This window comes from Mesorhizobium sp. XAP4 (assembly GCF_029269325.1).
Taxonomy (GTDB): Bacteria; Pseudomonadota; Alphaproteobacteria; order Rhizobiales; family Rhizobiaceae; genus Mesorhizobium; species Mesorhizobium ciceri.
In genome coordinates, this window is the sequence record NZ_JARIXW010000002.1 from 877,212 (window position 1) to 893,288 (window position 16,077).

Below are 16,077 nucleotides of genomic sequence, written 5' to 3' on the forward strand. Positions count from 1 at the left end.
ATCCCCTGGGCTAGGCGACGCTGCGCAGGGCCGGCCGGCCGCCTTCGGCAAGGCGCGGCCCGATGAACGACGCGTACCACTCGACGAACTGGATCACGCCGCCCTCATGCAGCTCCGAATAGGGGCCTGGTTCATAGGCCGGCGACAGGATGCCGAAGGCGTTTTCCTCGACGATGCGGCGGTCCTGGTCGTTGGTCTCGGTCCAGACATGGGTGAGCTCAGCGAGGTCGTAGTCGACGCCTTCGACCGCATCCTTGTGGACGAGCCATTTCGTTGTCACCGCGGTTTCCGTGGCACTGATCGGCAGCACGCGGAAGGTAACGGCGTGGTCGCCGAGGATATGGTTCCAGGTCGTCGGATAGTGATAGAGCAGCAAGGAGCCGATGCGGTCGGTTGAAACGCTGTCGGACAAGTTCTTCTGGACCGCCCGTTTTCCCGTCATGGTGTAGCTGACGGCATCGCGCAGCAGCGGCGCGCGGGTGGCGCGGTACTGCCCTGCCGGATCGATGCGGAATTTGCTCGGCAAGCCTGATGCCTCGCATTTGGCCCAGTGTGCGACCATTTCAGGGTCGCTGTCGGCGCCATGGACGCCGGTTATGGTTGGAGCCTCGGGGAAGGTCTTGCACAACTCGGGATGATTGGCGGCGCAGTGGTAGCACTCGCGGTTGTTTTCCCAGACCAGCTTCCAGTTGCCCTTCTCGACGATCGTGCTCTCGAAGGCGATCTTTGCTTCACGCAGCCGGTGCGGCAAAAGATAGGGTTCGATCATCGCCCGCATCGGCGCGAAATCTGCCGGTTCCTTGGCCAGGCAGATGAAGAAGTAGCCGCCGACGCTCTCGCAAGCGACCGGCTTCAGGCCGAAATCACTCTTGTCGAAACCGTCGGCCATCTGGCGGGCAAACAGCAGGCGGCCGTCCAGCTCGTAGGTCCACTGATGATACGGGCAGACGAGCTTTGCCGCGGTACCCTTCTCCGTGTTGCACACGCGGCTGCCGCGATGGCGGCAGGAATTGTGGAAGGCGTTGATCTTGCCGTGCTGGTCGCGGACAAGGACGACCGGATAATCGCCGACCTGCACGGTGATGTAGCTGCCCGGCTTCGGCAGTTCGCAATCATGGCCGATGAACAGCCAGTCGCGATACCAGATCAGCTCCATGTCGAGCTTGAAGTAGTCCGGATCGGTGTAGAAGGGCTGCTCCAGCGAAAAGCCTTGCCGGCGCCCCTTCAGGAGCCTCAGCATGTCGTTGCGGATATCCATGTCCTGTCCTCGTTCCTAAGGACTGAACTGGTGGTGACGGAGGAAGGATTGAAACGCAGGCCGGCTGTGTGCCGGACATGCGCTATCCACCTCTTGACCGCCCACCGCGATCAGTCGAGTCTAAAAATCTCGGGCTGGTTTCCGGGCTCTGGAGTTGTCCTTGCGGACCATCGCGACACCTTCCCAGGCGGTTGCCCAGTGGTCTCCCGTTGCGACTTGAACTCCACCACCGTTGCGGGGGCAGCGCCGGATTCTGACCGGCTTCCCAATTCTCCGCCTCGTCGTCACGAAGCGGCACCTGAGATGGTATGATCTAACCACGATCGCGGGCGCGCCGTCGGCATGAAAACGACATCGTATCCATGCGGCGCGACACGGCATGCGAAACGCTACTGCAGATCGTCGCGGGCCGAGATCTCACCTCCCGGGCGGCCATTTGCCGGCTGCGATCTTCCCGAATCCGACCCTTCGCGGGGATCAAAAAAGGTTAATGGTTTCGAAAAGTGACTATTAGCTCGCCCTAAAATCGAACCGAACGGTTCGTTTCTGTTGACGGTGCGTGCAGGACGGTGTGAACGCTGGGCCTCTGAAACAGTCAGTGATCCATCAGGTGGCTACACCTAACACACTGATATGAAGAAGAAAAATGCATCCCTAGATTCCATTGGCACAATTTCAAGGTGTGGATTCATGGTCCACACGGAACAACTTCGTGATTGGAAAAGACGACCTTGCCCTCCCACATCGGGGCTGTCCGAACGACGCGATTTCATTTCCAAGACACGCCGCTAGACGGACGGAAAAAAGACGATACTGGAGTACCAAAAATGAAAAAGATCATTCTCACTGCCGCAGCCCTTCTGGCCATTTCCGGCAGCGCCTTCGCTGGTAGCGACCACTACGGTTCCAACGCCGCGGCAGCCACTGCTGTCGACAGCTCGTACACCGCTTCGACCAAGAAGTCGGAACCGGCTGCTCAGGCGCCTGCCCAGGGTGCTGACCGCAACCTCTTCGGCAACAACTAACAGCCGATTCCCAGTTTCCCGGTCGACGGCGGGCTCGCCCGCCGCCCTGGCGAAATCCAGACATTCAGGAGTATTCAAGATGAACAAGATCCTCATTGCTGCCGCCGCCGTTCTGGCCATCACCGGCAGCGCTTTCGCGGGCAGCGACAACTACGGTTCGAACGGCCCCAACCAGCCTGCCGCCGCTGTGGACCAGTCGTACACGGCTTCCACCAAGACCTCGGAACCGGCTGCCCAGACGCCCGCTCAGGGCAGCGACCGTAACCTCTTCGGTCGCTAACAACCAATTTCGCAACCGACGGCAGCTGTGTCTGCCGTCCTGGCGAAATCCAGAATTCAGGAGACTAAAATGAACAAGATCCTTATTGCTGCCGCCGCCGTTCTGGCCATCACCGGCAGTGCCTTCGCCGGCAGCGACAACTTTGGCTCCAATGGTGCCAATCAGCCTGCCGCCACGACTTCGGTCGACAGCACGCGCACCTCTTCGGTACGCAACACCGGTTCGCCGGTTTACAAGCTGCTGAACTCGTCGGGTGACACCACCCAGAAGTCTGCTCCGCAAGGTGCCGACCGCAACCTCTTCGGCAACAACTAACAACCGAAGTCGATCTCCAAGTCAAAGAGCGGCGGGCCCGGCCCGCCGCTCTTTTTGTGCCTGACACGGTAATTGCGGTTAAGCCGCCTTTGCTTCCACTTCATGCAACGCGAAAGAACGTCCATCCGCGTCGAAGATATGCAGGTCCTCGCCATTGGCGCTCAGCCGCAATGTCGAGCCGCGCTTGACCTCGACATTGCCGGGCAGCTTGGTCACCAGCGGCAGATCGGCGCGGCCGATGTCGACATAGACAAGCTGCACCTCGCCGAGTTGCTCGACATAGTCGACCGTCCCCTCGAACAGATAGTCCGCGCCGCTGGCGATGATCAGGTCCTCCGGCCGCACGCCAAAGCTCACCGCAGCGCCCTTTGCCGAAGCCGGCGTCGCAATCGGCACGGTCGCCTTGCGTCCGCCGACATGGCTGACGACGGTCGGGTTTCCGGTCTTTTCGATGGTCGCCGGCAGGATGTTCATGGCCGGCGAGCCGATGAACTGGGCAACGAACAGATTGCCGGGCTTCTTGTAGAGGTCCATCGGCGTGCCGACCTGCTCGATATGGCCGTCCTTGAGCACCACGATGCGGTCGGCCAGCGTCATCGCCTCGACCTGGTCGTGGGTAACGTAGATCATGGTCGTGTTGGGCATCGATTCCTTGAGCTTGGCGATCTCGATGCGGGTGGCGACGCGCAGCGCGGCGTCGAGGTTCGAAAGCGGCTCGTCGAACAGGAACACCTTCGGATTGCGCACGATGGCGCGGCCGATGGCGACGCGCTGGCGCTGGCCACCCGACATCGCCTTGGGCAGGCGGTCGAGATATTTGGTCAGCTGCAGGATCTCGGCGGCCTGGCGCACGCGGCGGTCGATCTCGGCCTTGTTCTCTTTGCCGATCTTCATCGAGAACGCCATGTTGTCGTAGACGGTCATGTGCGGGTACAGCGCGTAGGACTGGAACACCATGGCGATGCCCCGCTTCGACGGCGGCACGTCGTTCACCACTTCGCCGGCTATTCTGAGTTCGCCGGAGGTGATTTCCTCGAGCCCGGCGATCGACCTCAGCAATGTCGACTTGCCGCAGCCCGACGGGCCGACGAAGACGATGAACTCGCCCGACTTAATATCGAGGTCGATGCCGTGGAGAATGTTCAGATTGCCGTAGGACTTCTTCACTTGTCTTAGCGTGACATCGGCCATTGGTTTCCTCCAGTGATTGGAAATTCAGTCGAGACGCCCGAACCAGGCGCCGTAGCCGCCAAGCTCGATGGAACCGCTGCTCGCCTGCCCCGAAAATCCGTGCCCGGGCAGAGGTTGCAGCGATCGGCCGCCAAGGTCAACCTTGGCCCGCCCGGCTCCCAGATTGAAGACGCAGACGATCTGCTCGTTGCCTGCGCGGCGCGTGAAGGCGACGGTATCTCCCTCACTTTCGATGAAGGTGATGTCGCCCTTGGCCAGCGCCGGATGGGCACGCCGGAAGGTAAGAAAGCGCCGGTAGTGCTCGAGCAGCGAAGCCTCGTCGCCCTGCTGGACATTGACCGCTTGCGCCAAATGCTTGGCCGGCACCGGCAGCCAGGGTTTTGCCTGGGAGAAGCCGCCATTCTTGGCGCCGCCGTCCCACACCATCGGTGTGCGGCAGCCGTCGCGGCCCTTGAATTCAGGCCAGAAGCGGATGCCGTAGGGATCCTGCAAATCCTCGAACCGAAGGTCGGCCTCGCCGAGCCCAAGTTCCTCACCCTGATAGATGCAGACCGAACCGCGCAAGGACATCAGCAGCGCCGAGATGACCTTCAGGTAGGCGGTCGGGTCGGGCTCATTGGCGGCCCAGCGCGAGGCCGGGCGCATTACATCGTGGTTGGAGAAGGCCCAGCACGACCAGCCATCGCTGGCGACCTTGCCGAAGGATTCCAGCACCGAGCGGACCTTGCCCGCGCTGATCTTTTCCGGCGCCAGGAAATCGAAGGAGTAGCACATGTGCACGCGCTTGCCGCCGGCGGTGTAGGCGGCCACCACTTCAAGCCCACGCTGCGAATCGCCGACCTCGCCGACCGCTGCCGTTGCCGGATATTCATCGAGCAGGGCACGGAACCGTTCGAGGAAGCCGAGATTCTCGGGCCGGCTCTTGTCGTAGAGATGGTCCTGGTAGTTGTAGGGGTTGACCGCCGGCGCGGTCTGGTCGTTGCGCTCTTCCGGCGGCAGCGGCGGGTTGTTTTCCAACCCCTGGCTGTGGAAGTAGAAATTGATGGTGTCGAGCCGGAAACCATCGACGCCGCGCTCCAGCCAGAAGCGGGTGACGTCGAGCAACGCGTCCTGAACCTCGTGGTTGTGGAAGTTGAGGTCGGGCTGCTCGGCCAGAAAATTGTGCATGTAATATTGCTGGCGGCTGGTGTCCCATTGCCAGGCCGAGCCGCCGAAGATCGACAGCCAGTTGTTGGGCGGCGTGCCGTCCGGCCTGGCGTCTGCCCAGACGTACCAGTCGGCCTTCGGGTTGCTGCGGCTCGACCGGCTTTCCTTGAACCATGGGTGGTTGTCGGCGGTGTGCGACAGCACCTCGTCGATCATCACCTTCAAGCCCAGCCTGTGTGCCTCGGCGGTCAGCGCGTCGAAGTCGGCCAGCGTGCCGAACATCGGATCGACGTCGCAGTAATCCGACACGTCATAGCCGAAATCCTTCATCGGCGACTTGAAGAACGGCGAAATCCAGATGGCGTCCGCACCGAGTGCCGCGATGTAGGGTAGCCGCCCGATGATGCCCTTAAGGTCACCGATGCCGTCGCCGTTCGAGTCCTGGTAGCTGCGCGGATAAATCTGGTAGATCACCGCGCCCCGCCACCAGTCGCGATCGATGGCGAGGTCAGGCTTCGAGCTGGCCTTCAAAGCGGATTGCATCGTCTCAGCCTCCTTTCACCGAGCCGGCAAGCAGCCCGCGGACAAAATAGCGCTGCAGCGAGAAGAACACGATCAGCGGCACGATGATGGTCACGAAAGCCGATGTCGTCAGAATCTCCCAGTCGCCGCCGCGTGAGCCCAACAGCGCGTTGAGCTTGGCGGTCAGCACGATCTGGTCTGCCTCTGTGCCGAGGAAAACCATCGCCACCAGCAGATCGTTCCATACCCACAGGAACTGGAAGATGGCAAACGAAGCCAGCACCGGAAACGACAGCGGCAAGACGATCTTGACGAAGATCTCGAAATCGCTGGCGCCGTCGATGCGCGCCGATTCCATGATTTCGCGCGGCAGGCCGGCAATGTAGCTGCGCAGCAGGTAGATGGCGAAGGGCAGGCCGAAGCCGGTATGCGCCAGCCAGATGCCGAGATAGGTCTTCGACGGCATGCCGAAGAAAGCGCCGACGCCGTTGTAGAGTTTCAACAGCGGGATCAGCGACATCTGCAACGGCACCACCAGCAAGCCGATGATGACCGCGATCAGCAGCGCCCGGCCGGGAAACCGCATCCAGGCCAGCGCATAAGCGGCAAAGGCGGCGATCAGGATCGGGATGACGGTTGCCGGAATGGTGACGGTCAGGGAATTCATGAAAGACCGTCCGATGCCTTCGGAGAACAGCACGGTTTTGTAATTATCGGTGGTGAATTTCGGCGGCGCCGACGAAGCATAATAGACGCGCTGGCCGCGATCGCCTTCGAACGCTTTCGGGGACTGCATGACGAAGCTGCCGTCGGCATTGAGCTGCAAGGTCACGCCGTCGCCGAGATCGGCTGTGGTGCCGGCGGGATACTGCGTCGGTGCCGCCGATTTGACCCCGAAGGCGCTGATGTCGCGCTTGGCGCCGTCGCCGAAGATATTGCCCTCGAGCACGAACTTGCCGTCCTTCTCGACTTGCGCCGAGGCGGGCGGCAGCCGGCCGGCTTCGGTCTGGGTGGAACTGGCGAACGAGTTCCACCAGCCCGAGGCGATGATCTGGTTCTTGTCGCGCAGCGATGAAACCAGGATGCCGAGGGTCGGTATGGTCCAGATCGCGACGAAGATGAGCACGGCGATGTGGACGCCAAAGCGGCTGGCGAAGGAATTTCCGGTCGCGACTGCCATCTCAATGTCCTCCCGTCTCTTTGTTCGCCTGTCGGATGTTCCAGACCATGATCGGAATGACCGCAATCATGATGATGATGGCGATGGTGGCGCCGCGGCCGAAATCGCCGCCGCCGCGGAACATCCAGTCGAACATCAGATTGGCCAGCACCTGGCTGTTCCACTGGCCGTTGGTCATGGTCAGCACGATGTCGAATACTTTGAGCACCAGAATGGTGATCGTGGTCCAGACCACGGCGATGGTGCCCCAGATCTGCGGCACCATGATCTTCCAGAAGATCTGGAACGGATTGGCGCCGTCGATGACGGCGGCTTCCAGCGTTTCCTCGGGGATGCCGCGCAGGGCGGAAGACAGGATGACCATGGCAAAGCCGGTCTGGATCCAGATCAGGATGATCATCAGGAAGAAATTGTTCCAGAACGGCAGCGATATCCAGACCTGCGGCTGGCCGCCGAAATGCTGGATGATGGCGTTGAGGATGCCGATCTGCGTCTGGCCCTCGCCCCGATACTCGTAGATGAATTTCCAGATCACGCTGGCGCCGACGAAGGAGATCGCCAGCGGCAGGAAGATCAGGCTCTTGGCGATCGTGCCCCACCAGATCTTGTCCGTAAGCACGGCGATGATCAGCCCGAGGAAGGTGCAGGCGGCCGGCACCACCGCCAGCCAGATGATGTTGTTGAGGATCGAGTTGCGGAACTCGCGGTCGCCGAACGCCCATTCATAGTTCGCCAGGCCGACGAAATTGATGCCGCCGCGATCGAGGAACGACAGCCGCAGCGTCTCGACCACCGGATAGATCAGGTAGATGGTGAGGATGATCATCGCCGGGCCGACGAACAGCCATGGGCGGACCAACCCTTGCCGGCGTAGATTGTCGATGGCCGCGGCACCGGCGACGCCGCGTGATGGGAATATCAGGTCGACCAGTTTGTTGGCGCCCCAGAAATAGGCGACGCAACCGCCGACGCCGACGATGATGACGAATATGGCCGAGAAAATCTGAGCCGCCATGGGTCCCTCTCCCCCTGCGCATGACCCGACAAGGAATGACCTTGGTGACGGGGACCAGGCGCCGATTCAGTTGTTTGGAGCGCGTCATCGGCGGCTTGCGCACATTGCCGATCGCGCTTCATGTCAATGCGCTCATGACGAAAGGCTGCGGCACGGGCCGCCGTCGGATCCGGGCCGGTACGGTCCGGATCCAGTGCGAGAATGGTTGGTCGTCTACGTGCCAGCCGTCTACTTGATGGCGTCCCAGCTCTTCTGGATGTCGGTGGCGACGTCCTGCGCCGACTTGCCGCCGACCAGGTCGATCATGCCGGTCCAGAAGGCGCCGGCGCCGATCTTGCCCGGCATCAGGTCGGAACCGTCGAAGCGGAAAGTCGAGGCATTGGCGAGGATTTCGCCCTGCTTCTTCAGCGCGTCGCTGGCATAGGCATCCTTGTTGACCGACTTGAGCGGCGTCACGAAGCCGCCCTCGGCCATCCAGATCTCGTGGGCGAGCGGCATCTTCAGGAATTCGATGAACGCGCGCGCACTCTTGCTGTCCTTGGTGATCATCGCCAGCGTACCGGCGCCGAGCACGGGCGTGCCCAGTTCAGGCTTGGCGGCATAGGGCGGGAAGTAGAAGAAGTCCGCGTCCTGGCCGACCTTGGTGCCTTCCGGGAAGAAGGTCGGAATGAACGATGCCTGGTGGTGCAGGTAGCATTTCGGCGGCACCGAAAAGAGGCCCTTCGGGCTGTCGCGGAAGTCGGTCGCCGCAACCGCCTTGGCGCCGCCGTCGACCATCTTGTCGTCGGTCGCGATCTTGCCGAAAATGTCGATGGCGTTGACCACCGCCGGATCGTTGAACGGGATCTCGTTCTTCACCCATTTGTCGTAGACCTCCGGAGGCTGGGTGCGCAGCATCAGGTCTTCGACCCAGTCGGTTGCCGGCCAGCCGGTGGCACCGCCGGAGCCGAGGCCGATGCACCACGGCTTGCCGCCATCGGCGATGATCTTCTTTTCGAGATCGGCGAGTTCTTCCTGGGTCTTCGGCACCTTGTAGCCGGCTTCCTCGAAATTATCCGGCGAGTACCAGACCAGCGACTTCACGTCGGCCTTGTAAGGGAAGGCGAAGAAGCCCGGCTTGCCGTCCTTGTCCTTGAAGGTGCCGAGATCGACCCATGACTGGCCGGCGCCGTAATTGTCCTTGACCCATTTGGCGGTGTCGTCACCGAGCGGCGTCAAAAGGCCCTTCGACGCCAGGTCCTGGATGAGGCCCGGCTGCGGCAGCACGGCGATGTTCGGCGGGCTGCCGGCCTGCGTGTCGATGACGATCTGCTGCTCGTAATTCTCCGAGGAGGAGTATTTGATCTCGACGCCGGTGGCTTCCGAGAAATAGTCGAGGACGCCGCGCACCAGGCCTTCGTCCTCGCCGCGCCACGGTCCGAAGATCGACAGCGTTTCACCCTTGAGGTCGACTTTCTTGAGCTCTTCGTAGTTCGCCCAGTTGAAGCGCTTGTCTTCGCCGGGCTTGAACTTCAGTTCGGCCTGCGCGGGCGCGTTCAGGGCGAACGTGGCAAACGCAGCACCCAGCAAAAGCATTTTCTTCATCGGTATTCCTCCCAGTGGGTCTCACACACCGGACGGAACCTCCATTCCGCCCGCCGACGCCGCAGGACTGTGACTCAGTCGGAAAGGAACCGCAACCTTTCGAAGAGTCTTCCAAAGCGCTTTGGCTTTTTCGATCACGCCATTGAATCGCGGGGAAGTCAAGGGGCTGGCGAATCAATCGATTTAGGTTCGCGCATTTGCGCCCAAAAAGTGCGTCGCAGCACGCTATTATGGCAGTGCAGCAGCAATTTTTGTTTCAAACATGCCCAAACCGCGTCTATGGTTGGGCTTCGTATGGCTCGGCCCCGGTGGCACTTGGGTCGATTCAATTTAAAAGCGCTTTGAGGGAATGGAGACTTTCGTGAACCTCAAGCAGCTCGCCCACATGCTGGCACTTTCGCAAACCACGGTAAGCCGCGCGCTGAACGGCTATCCCGAGGTCAACGAGGAGACGCGCAGGCGTGTCATGGATGCCGCCAAGCGCCATGGCTATCGGCCCAACCCGAGCGCGCGCCGGCTGGCGACCGGCAAGACCGGCATGATCGGCTATGTCCTGCCGACCGGTGCGTCCGTCGACATCGATCCGCATTTCGTCGAGTTCCTGTCCGGCCTTGGCGACTATGCCCGCTCGCACGAGCTCGACCTTGTGCTGTCGCCGGCCGACGCCGACGACCAGGAGACGACCTACCGGCGCATCGTCGCCAACCGGCAGGTCGACGCTGTTTATATCTCCTCTCCAAGGCCCGCCGACCGGCGCGTGGCGCTGGTCAACACGCTCGGCATTCCCTTCATCGTCCATGGCCGCAGTGAGGGCTTCGATTTCGACTACGCCTTCACCGATATCGACAATGAGGGCGCCTTCCACGAAGCGGCCAGGCTGCTGATCCAGCTCGGTCATCGGCGGCTGGCGCTGATCAACGGTGACGACCGCGAGACCTTCGCCATCCATCGCGAACGCGGCGTGCGCCGGGCACTCGCCGCGAGCGGACTGACATTGATCGAACGCCATGTCTGCTCGGTCGACATGACCGAGGAGAACGGCTACCGCGCCACCAGGCGTTTGCTGGAAGGGGACGATGCGCCGACGGCGATCGCCTGCTCCAGCCTGATCATGGCGCTGGGCGTCGTGCGTGCGGTGCGCGACCTCGGCTTGAGCATTCCGGGCGACGTCTCGCTGATCGCCCATGACGATGTCTTCCCCTGGCTGAGGCCGGAGAATTTCTCGGTGCCGCTGTCGACGACGCGTTCATCGATCCGTCTCGCCGGCGCCCGTGTCGCCGAGCGGCTGGCGGCACGGATTTCAGGACTGGAGGAGGGCGCGCGAGGCGAGGTCTGGCCGGTCGACCTGGTGGTGAGAGGGTCAGTCGCCGGTGCGCCGGCGTAGCTGGAGATCAAATCCATGTGCTCTGCGGGATCGAGTTGAGACGCGACACTCACGCCGCATCAATCTCGCCCGACGCCGGCAGTAGGGAGACCACCGCAAGGGGGCCGGATTCCGATATCTCACGCCGCGGATTTGAGGTGGTCGATGAAGGCGCGCAGCTTCGGCAGGACTTGGCGCTTGCCGGGATGATACAGGAAGACGCCCGGCGTCGTGGCGGCGATGCCGTCCAGCACCGGTTCCAGTTTACCTTCGGCTATCGGAGCTTCAGCGATTGGTCGAGGCGTCTGCGCCAGCCCGACGCCCCGCATCGCGGCCCCGAGCAATGTCGGATAATCGTGCGCTATCAGCGGGCCTGAGAGCATCGCCTCGATCGCCTCGTTGCCGTCGACGAAAGCCCAGGGCGCTATGGCGCCATTCGAACGGCGCAAGCGCAGGCAGGCGTGGTTGCGCAGATCATCGACGCGTTCGGGGCGGCCGTGGCGTTTGAGATAGTCAGGGCTGCCGACGACCACGAACGAGAACGATGGGGTTAGCCGCACCGCGATCATGTCGACCGCGATGAACTGGCCGAGACGGATGCCGGCATCGAACCCGCCGGCCGCGAGATCGACCATCTCGTCGCTCGCGGCGATCTCCAGTTCGATCTCGGGGTAAGCCCGGCAGAACGACGCGATCATTGGCTCCAGGATCAACGGCACGACAGCGCGGGGCACGGACAGGCGCAGCAGACCGGTCGGCCGTTGGCCGATGTCACGCACGGCCTCGCCGGCCGCGACGAGTTCTTCGAAAGCAGGGCCGGCACGATCGAGGAACCGCTGGCCAGGCTCGGTCAAGCCGACGCTCCGTGTCGTGCGGACGAACAGCGCCGCACCCATGCGTGCCTCCAGCGCGCGCACCGCCTGGCTCACGGCGGACGGTGTCACGCCGAGTTGCGCTGCGGCGCGGCGGAAGTTGCGGTGCCTGGCGACAGCCAGGAACGCCTCGATGCCCTCCAGCGCACCATGTCGGACTGTGTAGTTCTGCTTCATAGGTTGTTGTTATTACGCCGGGTAGTCGAATTATGGAAGTGGGCCTAGGTATGAGCTGAACCTAGGAGACATCATGCGATGACCGATGAACTTGAAGGGGTACGCGACCATTATCGCGCGACGGGCCTGACCGAGCGGCTGAAGACGGTGTTGGCTGCCCTCGGCCCGGAGGACCAGCTCCTCACGCCCCAACAATTGGGCGTTCTGGACCAGTTTCACACCCGTGGGCTAGCTGCCACCGCCGAGCTTGCCCAATTGGCGGGGATCGCTGCCGGCATGTCGATACTGGACGTCGGCTCGGGCGTCGGTGGGCCGGCGCGCTTTCTGGCTGCGACCTATGGCTGCCGGGTTACTGGCGTGGATCTCAGCGAGCCTTTCGTGGATGCCGCGCGCTATCTGACCGAGCGCACGGGACAGAGCGGGCAGCTGTCGTTCCAGACCGCCAGCGCATTGGAGCTCCCATTCGACGATGGCCGTTTCGACGCGGTGCTGTTGCAGCACGTGGCGATGAACATCTCTGACCGGACGCTGCTCTACAGCGAGATTCGGCGCGTGCTGAAGCCAGGCGGCAGGTTTGCCACATACGACGTCGTGTTGTCTGGAGGCGAGCCGCACTATCCGCTTCCCTGGGCGAGAACGCCGGCGACGAGCTTTCTCCTAACAGCCGGTGCGACGCGCGAGGCGATCGAACCGGCCAGCTTCCGCATGCTGGCATGGCAAGACGACACCGACGCCGCCAAGGCGTGGTTCGCACAGTTGCGCGCGTCGGGGCCGCCGCCTTCGCCCAATCTCGGCGTGGTGATGGGACCGGACTTCGCTGAGCTTGCGGCCAACCTCGGACGAAATCTTATGCAAGGTCGGCTCGGTATCCTGACCGCAGTGTTCGAGGCCGCATGAACCAATTGTCGAGAGGAGGCCAGATGTCCACCGAAGTCCTATTCCAAATCCATCTTGTTCTGGGCTATGTCGCGTGGCTGCTTTGCTTCGCTACATACGGTTTGCCGTGGCTCAGGTCGATGGACCGGGTCGCGGCGCAGCGCGCTGTTGCCGCTCTGCACAGCTTCCGCTTCTTCGGGCTGGTCTTCCTCGTTCCGGGTGTCGTCAGCCCCGATTTGCCTGCCGGCTTTGCCGTGTTTGCTGCCTACGGCGACCTTGCAACAGGAGTGCTGGCCATGCTGGCGCTGCTCACGGCAAGGATACCTCGGCTCTTCTGGGCGCTCGTCGTCGCCTTCAATCTGGTCGGGGCGGTTGATCTGATCGTAGACTATTACCACGCCATCCAGGTCGGCCTCCCCCAGCGTGCGGGCGAACTGGGCGCCACCTACGCGATCCCGATCATCTACGTGCCGCTGCTGATGATCACGCACATCGTCGCGTTCTATTTTCTGGTGCGTCCTCCGCAAGCCGCGGCTTGGACTGTCGCAGACTAGTCCTTTGCCGCCGCCGCCTTGATGTCCAGCAGGCCGTAGCCGAAATCATTGTCGCGTCCCTTGGGGCCGAGATCCCTGGCCGTTGCCGCGAGCGCCTTTTCGATGTCGTCGGCCGAGCGATCGGGCGCGGCATGGATGAGATTGGCGATGGCGCCGCTCACGATCGCCGCGGCAAACGAGGTGCCTGTGACCACATCCGAGCCGGCGCCGCTCGGCGCCACCATCTCGACGCCGGGTGCCGAGATGAAGACATAGGCGCCGCGATTGGCCTGCGGCATCAGCCCGTCCTTGGCATCGGTGGCGGTCACCGCGATGACACCATCGAAGGCGGCCGGATAGCCATAGGGCGCCTTCGGCCCGTTGTTACCGGCTGCGGCGACCAGCACCATGCCGAGCGCACGGGCATTGCGGCAGGCGACGCCGAGCAAATCGTTCTTCGGCCCGACAAAGCTCATATTGATGATGCGCACGTCCTGTTCCGCCGCCCAGTCGAGCGCCGACAGGATGACGTCCATGGTCGACTTGCCGCCCTCGAAGGCGCGGGCGTGATAGATTTTTGCGCCCGGTGCCATGCCTTCCAGCGCGCCGACGCCGGCGATCAGCCCGTCGATCGACGTGCCGTGATCGCGCTTTTCGATCGGCACGTCGGGCATGGCGTCGAACTGCCCGGCAATGACGCCCGAGAGCGCCGGGTTGGTGTCGTCGATGCCTGTGTCGATCACCGCGATGCGGACGTTTTCTCCGCTGGCCTGCTTGGAATCGAGTGCAATGCGGTCGAACGCATAGTTGACGATGCCGGCGGCCTGCTGCAGCGAATAGACGTGATTGGGCTCGCGCCGCTGGGTGCGGCCGTCGGCGGCCAGTTGCGCCAGCACGACGCCGACGGGCCGGCCGTCGGGAATGCCGAAGCGCACCAGCGTGGTGCCAAGCAGGCGCGACTGGCGCTGCGAGCGCACCTGCAGGCCGAAGGAGGCGGCGATCTGCTGGATAGCGCCGGCATCGCCGTCGACGGTCACCAGCACCTCGTCGGGTACGAAGTCGCCAACCACCGCGCGCCGCGGCTGAACGGCAATGAGATCGGTCGGCGAGACGATCGGGCCACCGGGCGGGGGGCCGGCTTGAGTATCGGCCGGCGGCATCGCCGGTTCGGGCCGTGGCGTCGGCACAGGGGTCGGGGGCGCCGCCGGGCTGGGAAACAGGTCGACGATCAGGGCCGGCAGGAACACCGCGCCGGATTGCGCCGCATCCGATCCGCCCTCTGTGTCGCTGCCATCCTTGGCGCAGTCGGCGCCTGCCGCATTGGTCCCGTCGCGGCAGTCGATTTTCGTCTGGTCGGGATTGGGATCTTTGGTCTGCGCCGACGCGGGCACGGCGACGGTTATCATCGCCGCCGCAAGCATTGCCGCAAATCGAATGACCGCCTCAGCCGCCATCAACCGGTTTCCTTCCCTCGATCACAGTCTCCGTGAAAGCCTGGGCGGCAACAAGGCCGATTTGCCTGGTGTAGTCGGCTGCGTTGGCAGCAGGGATGCCAAGCCGGAACACGCCGTCGGCGGTCGGTCCGCCGACGATCTTCAGCCCGTTGCTGCCGAGGAAGGCGGAAATGTCCGACATCTTCGCATCCGGCTTGAACTTGACCAGGGCGTACGGCATTTTCGCCAGATCGTCTTGCGCGCCGGCAATCTCGAAATCATTGCCCTTTCCGCCGGGTTCGACAAACGACTGCACCATGACCAGCGCCAGCAGAACCGCGGCTGCCGCCCAGGCGACGCCGACCGGCACCGCCATGAAGCGGCCCCAGGCCTGCGCCAGCCAGGACGATCCTGCCGGCTTGCGCGCAGGCCCGGCCTCGGCGTCGAGTGCCTTGGCAAAGCGGCTGAGCGCATCGGCCGGCGGCCGGATTGCTTCGTTGGCGGCCGTGGCGCCGGAGAATTCGGCTTCAGCTTCGCCAAGGGCGGCAAGTGCGGCCGGATCGCTGGCCAGCCATTCCTCGACCGCTTCCAGGTCGGAACCTTCCAGCGAGCCGTTCAGGTAGAACGGCAGCAGCGTTTCCATTTCGTCGCGGCGCGACATCTTTTCAGCGGCGCTCATGGCCACCCCCTGTCGTAACCGGCCACCTTGAGAGCCTCGCCGAGTTTCTTGCGGGCGTAGAACATCCGGGTCTTGACGGTGGCGACCGGAATGTCGAGCACCTCGCTGATCTCGCTCACCGACTGCCCGTGATAATAGGCAAGATCGATGACGACGCGATGCTCTTCCGGCAAGGCGTCGACGAAGCGCCGCAGGGCGGCCGCCTTGTCTTCCTTCATGGTGACGACTTCCGGCGTGTCGGCGCCGTCGGGCACTGCGGCGGCGGCCTCGTCGTCGATCCAGTCTTCCTTTTTCTTGCGCAGAAAGGACAGCGCCTTGAAACGGGCAATGCCGAGCAGCCATGTCGAGACTTCGGAACGCCCTTCGAAGCCGGGCGCCTGGCGCCACAGCTCGAGGAAGACTTCGTTGGCGATATCGTCGGCCATCATTTCCGATCCCGTCTGGCGCGCCACGAAGCGGTAGACCCGCGCGTGGTGACGCATGAACAGGAGCCGCACGGCGGCTCGGTCGCCCTTCGCGACCCGGTCGACAAGCGCGCGATCGGTCTCCGTCGCTGCCGTCATGGCCGGTCGAGCCGCCTGGCTCCTGTCTGCTCTGTCGCTGATCGGCCCAAAAAGGTTCATCCTCC

The 16,077-nt window shown here is 63.1% G+C and carries 16 protein-coding genes and 1 riboswitch; of the genes, 6 read left to right on the plus strand and 10 right to left on the minus strand.

All coding sequences use genetic code 11. The features are described from left to right. Positions 1-10: 10 nt before the first annotated feature. The gene (locus tag P3C39_RS13220; RefSeq protein ID WP_275953193.1) at positions 11-1,258 is read right to left on the minus strand and encodes an aromatic ring-hydroxylating dioxygenase subunit alpha; all 1,248 of its coding nucleotides are present in this window, start codon (positions 1,256-1,258) and stop codon (positions 11-13) included. Positions 1,259-1,372: 114 nt separating this feature from the next. Further along, positions 1,373-1,575: riboswitch (cobalamin riboswitch) on the minus strand. A gap of 510 nt (positions 1,576-2,085) precedes the next feature. Between P3C39_RS13220 and P3C39_RS13225 the strand changes: the two genes are divergently transcribed. From P3C39_RS13225 to P3C39_RS13235, 3 genes are all read left to right on the plus strand, one after another. Continuing rightward, complete coding sequence (locus P3C39_RS13225; RefSeq protein WP_013528268.1) at positions 2,086-2,283, plus strand: DUF680 domain-containing protein; 198 nt, start codon at positions 2,086-2,088, stop codon at positions 2,281-2,283. A 79-nt stretch (positions 2,284-2,362) separates the two neighbouring features. Next, positions 2,363-2,563, plus strand: coding sequence for a DUF680 domain-containing protein (locus tag P3C39_RS13230; RefSeq protein ID WP_013528267.1), 201 nt, complete (start codon positions 2,363-2,365; stop codon positions 2,561-2,563). A gap of 69 nt (positions 2,564-2,632) precedes the next feature. Beyond that, positions 2,633-2,878, plus strand: a complete 246-nt coding sequence (locus P3C39_RS13235) for a DUF680 domain-containing protein (RefSeq protein ID WP_013528266.1) — start codon at positions 2,633-2,635, stop codon at positions 2,876-2,878. 78 nt (positions 2,879-2,956) lie between these two features. Here P3C39_RS13235 and ugpC read toward each other — a convergent pair whose 3' ends face one another. The 5 genes from ugpC to P3C39_RS13260 form a co-directional block, all read right to left on the minus strand. After that, positions 2,957-4,069, minus strand: a complete 1,113-nt coding sequence (gene ugpC / locus P3C39_RS13240) for a sn-glycerol-3-phosphate ABC transporter ATP-binding protein UgpC (RefSeq protein ID WP_013528265.1) — start codon at positions 4,067-4,069, stop codon at positions 2,957-2,959. A gap of 24 nt (positions 4,070-4,093) precedes the next feature. Further along, positions 4,094-5,758: an alpha-glucosidase gene (locus tag P3C39_RS13245; protein ID WP_275953192.1), complete on the minus strand. Its 1,665-nt coding sequence runs from the start codon at positions 5,756-5,758 to the stop codon at positions 4,094-4,096. 4 nt (positions 5,759-5,762) lie between these two features. After that, the gene (locus P3C39_RS13250) at positions 5,763-6,917 is read right to left on the minus strand and encodes a carbohydrate ABC transporter permease (RefSeq protein WP_063171027.1); all 1,155 of its coding nucleotides are present in this window, start codon (positions 6,915-6,917) and stop codon (positions 5,763-5,765) included. A 1-nt stretch (position 6,918) separates the two neighbouring features. Then, on the minus strand, positions 6,919-7,932 hold the full coding sequence (locus tag P3C39_RS13255) for a sugar ABC transporter permease (RefSeq protein ID WP_013528262.1): 1,014 nt from the start codon (positions 7,930-7,932) through the stop codon (positions 6,919-6,921). Between the two features lie 228 nt (positions 7,933-8,160). Continuing rightward, positions 8,161-9,516, minus strand: coding sequence for an ABC transporter substrate-binding protein (locus P3C39_RS13260; RefSeq protein ID WP_013528261.1), 1,356 nt, complete (start codon positions 9,514-9,516; stop codon positions 8,161-8,163). Between the two features lie 361 nt (positions 9,517-9,877). Here P3C39_RS13260 and P3C39_RS13265 point away from each other — a divergent pair, with 361 nt between their 5' ends. Then, positions 9,878-10,900 (plus strand): substrate-binding domain-containing protein, encoded by a 1,023-nt coding sequence (locus P3C39_RS13265; protein WP_224618329.1) that lies wholly within the window; start codon positions 9,878-9,880, stop codon positions 10,898-10,900. 119 nt (positions 10,901-11,019) lie between these two features. Here P3C39_RS13265 and P3C39_RS13270 read toward each other — a convergent pair whose 3' ends face one another. Further along, complete coding sequence (locus P3C39_RS13270; protein WP_275953191.1) at positions 11,020-11,928, minus strand: LysR family transcriptional regulator; 909 nt, start codon at positions 11,926-11,928, stop codon at positions 11,020-11,022. A gap of 78 nt (positions 11,929-12,006) precedes the next feature. Here P3C39_RS13270 and P3C39_RS13275 point away from each other — a divergent pair, with 78 nt between their 5' ends. Further along, the gene (locus P3C39_RS13275) at positions 12,007-12,825 is read left to right on the plus strand and encodes a class I SAM-dependent methyltransferase (RefSeq protein ID WP_024501949.1); all 819 of its coding nucleotides are present in this window, start codon (positions 12,007-12,009) and stop codon (positions 12,823-12,825) included. A 23-nt stretch (positions 12,826-12,848) separates the two neighbouring features. Next, a complete protein-coding gene (locus P3C39_RS13280) occupies positions 12,849-13,358 on the plus strand; it encodes a hypothetical protein (protein ID WP_027163786.1) in 510 nt (169 codons plus the stop codon). Here the strand turns inward: P3C39_RS13280 and P3C39_RS13285 are convergent. The 3 genes from P3C39_RS13285 to P3C39_RS13295 are packed head-to-tail and all read right to left on the minus strand — an operon-like array spanning position 13,355 to position 16,012. Continuing rightward, positions 13,355-14,791 (minus strand): S8 family serine peptidase, encoded by a 1,437-nt coding sequence (locus tag P3C39_RS13285; RefSeq protein WP_275953190.1) that lies wholly within the window; start codon positions 14,789-14,791, stop codon positions 13,355-13,357. The two genes, P3C39_RS13280 and P3C39_RS13285, sit on opposite strands and share 4 nt — an antisense overlap. Beyond that, the gene (locus tag P3C39_RS13290) at positions 14,781-15,449 is read right to left on the minus strand and encodes an anti-sigma factor (RefSeq protein ID WP_082826721.1); all 669 of its coding nucleotides are present in this window, start codon (positions 15,447-15,449) and stop codon (positions 14,781-14,783) included. Before P3C39_RS13290 ends, P3C39_RS13285 begins: the two co-directional genes overlap by 11 nt. Next, complete coding sequence (locus P3C39_RS13295) at positions 15,446-16,012, minus strand: sigma-70 family RNA polymerase sigma factor (RefSeq protein ID WP_275953189.1); 567 nt, start codon at positions 16,010-16,012, stop codon at positions 15,446-15,448. The genes P3C39_RS13290 and P3C39_RS13295 overlap by 4 nt, the downstream gene beginning before the upstream one ends. Between the last annotated feature and the right edge of the window lie 65 nt (positions 16,013-16,077).